This window comes from Acetomicrobium mobile, from assembly GCF_937920065.1.
In genome coordinates this window covers 1-2180 of the sequence record NZ_CALETC010000137.1, presented here as the reverse complement: position 1 = coordinate 2180, position 2180 = coordinate 1, and the positions used below count along the sequence as shown (strand labels likewise).

The window sequence follows — 2180 nt, the reverse complement described above, 5'->3', positions numbered from 1 at the left end:
GACACTTTATTATAAGAGTGAGAGGAGGTAGGGAAAAATGGGTGGATTAAGGGGCTCTCCAAGAAAGCCTACACTTTTGGAGGCAGTGATTGCGATTGTTGTTGCCGCTATATGTATAGGCATAGGGGTTTTAGTCTTGGAAGTTGATGTTCACGTACCATTAGTTTTTTCTGTTGCCTTTGCCTGTTTAATGGGTCGTTATTTACTACACATTGAATGGAAGGAAATGGAGGATGGTATTTTTCGCGGCATTCTCGCGGGGCTTCAGGCTATATTGATTTTAACGGTAGTGGGGATGATTATTGGCGCTTGGATCCAGGGCGGCATAGTTCCTACCCTGATTTATTATGGATTGAGCATATTGTCACCAAAAATCTTCTTGCTTGCTACCTTGCTCATATGTTCTATCGTATCTCTTGCGACTGGAACGTCTTGGGGTACGTCGGGGACTGTGGGTTTAGCTTTGATAGGCATAGCAGCGGGCCTTGGAGTTCCCATACCTTTGGCAGCAGGTGTTGTTATTTCGGGGGCTTATTTTGGAGATAAAATATCGCCTTTATCCGATACAACAAACCTTGCTCCTGCAGTGGCCGGGACAACTCTTTTCAGTCACATTCGTGCTATGATATCCACTACTATGATCACTTACGCCATAGTTGCGATAATAACAGTAGTTTTGGGACTCAGGTTTGCTGGAGGCGTTTTGGACGTCTCTAGGATAGAAACTTTCCAAAAGCTGTTAGCCGCCGAGTTCAATATTAGTTTTTTAGGATTTATTCCACCGATAATAGTTATACTTTTGGCGGCTCTTCGGTTTCCCGCCATACCAAGCTTGTTCGCAGGAGTTGTCTTAGGAGGTATTATGATCCTTTCTCAGGGTCATGGCCTAGGTACCATGGTTGAAGCGATTCATTATGGTTACGTTCCTGTATTCAGCGCCGAAATAGCTGGAGCTGAAAGCCTAGATGTCGTCGCCGATCTCCTTGCCGCACATGATGTGGTAGGCATCGCCCCAGAGCTTGCACAAGAGGTAAGCGTATTGCTTAGCGATTTACTGGAAAGAGGCGGACTAGACTCTATGATGTGGACCATTTCGTTGATATTTTGTGCCCTTTCCTTTGGTGGGGTAATGGAGCGTTGTGGTTTCTTGGAAGTGTTGTTACATGCCCTTTTACGCCACGTTAAGAGCGTTACAGGCCTTATTACGTCCGTGATAGTTGCATGTATAGCCACAAATGCCCTCTTAGCGGATCAGTATGTGGCAATTGTGCTCCCTGGGAGGATGTTCAAGCCCGCCTTCGACGAAAGGGGATTGCATCCCAGAATGCTTTCAAGAACCTTAGAGGATAGCGGCACCTTGACGTCTGTTTTGTTTCCATGGAATACCTGTGGGGCCTATCATACTGGTGTCCTCGGCGTGCCGACGGTTCAGTATTTGCCCTACGCTTTCTTAAATTATCTTAACCCCATTGTTGCTATCGTGCTAACGGCGATGGGCAAATACATTTACTGGCGCAAGGAAACAGACGAAGACATCATAAAAGTATAATTTCTAGGAAGAGGTGTATAAATGGAGACCATCATTGAATCGCGATCGAGTTATTCAGCCTCCAAATGGATGAAAGTATTTCTACTTCTTTTTGGGCTTTATTGCATTTATTCGTCCTTTTCAGAGTTTGCGATTCATAAATTGATATTAGCCATTGCAGCTTTTTATGGGATTATATACAAAAAAAGGATCTATGTTTCTTCTGAGGGGCTGGTTAAAGAAGTAAAGGGGATATTAGGGACTTCCGTTGAATTTTTCCCATGGCAAGAGGTTAAAGCCGTCACCTTTTCATTTAAAGGCGATGCAATGATGGTCTTTTTCGAGAGAGGAATTACCGGTTGGAAAATTCTATTTAAGCGGGAAGAAGAGGCGTTGCTTAAAGAGTTGCTAAGCAAATATGCCCCAAAGGCTGGGATCGATTTCATAGGCGATTCTAGCCCAAATTCACGGGAAAAAAAGCATAAAGGCGGGTGAAACGGTCCGCTCTCGATCGTTGCCCGTTTATAATGACGGATGATTTACGATTTACACCCCGCCAGCAATGGTGGGGTGTTTTGGAACTTCATAATATATCCTGAGTCTTATTATTAAAAATGTATGGGAGGCGACTGTAATGCATTATGTGTCCAGC

The 2180-nt window shown here is 44.3% G+C and carries 2 protein-coding genes; both read left to right on the top strand.

Going from position 1 to position 2180, the window contains the following annotated elements; all coding sequences use genetic code 11:
• Positions 1-37 precede the first annotated feature (37 nt).
• Positions 38-1549 (top strand): Na+/H+ antiporter NhaC, encoded by a 1512-nt coding sequence (nhaC, locus tag Q7P41_RS05490; RefSeq protein WP_303882782.1) that lies wholly within the window; start codon positions 38-40, stop codon positions 1547-1549.
• Positions 1550-1570: 21 nt separating this feature from the next.
• Positions 1571-2023 (top strand): hypothetical protein, encoded by a 453-nt coding sequence (locus tag Q7P41_RS05485; RefSeq protein WP_303882780.1) that lies wholly within the window; start codon positions 1571-1573, stop codon positions 2021-2023.
• Positions 2024-2180 lie beyond the last annotated feature (157 nt).